This is a genomic window from Cohnella baijiui, assembly GCF_020731285.1.
Taxonomy (GTDB): Bacteria; Bacillota; Bacilli; order Paenibacillales; family Paenibacillaceae; genus Cohnella.
Genome location: NZ_JAJFOW010000310.1, coordinates 1 through 248, shown reverse-complemented (window position 1 = coordinate 248; position 248 = coordinate 1). Strand labels below are relative to the sequence as shown.

At 52.4% G+C, this 248-nt stretch carries 1 pseudogene; it reads right to left on the bottom strand.

The features are described 5' to 3' along the window. Window positions 1-248 (bottom strand): annotated as a pseudogene (locus LKX83_RS32760) (hydantoinase B/oxoprolinase family protein); the annotation flags it as partial.

Genomic DNA, 248 nt, shown 5'->3' with positions numbered 1-248 from the left:
ATCATCTGTAAGCACAACACCATATAGGCTGGCAGCCTTCTCCCTTGAAACAATATCATCTCGTACGTCTCGGGCAACAAGCTCAGGGTCACGGGTTAGGGCATCGCCCCATCCCCCGCCACCGGTACTCTCGAAGACGAACGACTCACCAGGCTGAAAGTGAATACCACCTAACATTTGCGGATGCCACGTGCCATCTTCCGCTAATCCACCAATTGTTTCTAGCACACCTGTTCTGTCTTTGCGCA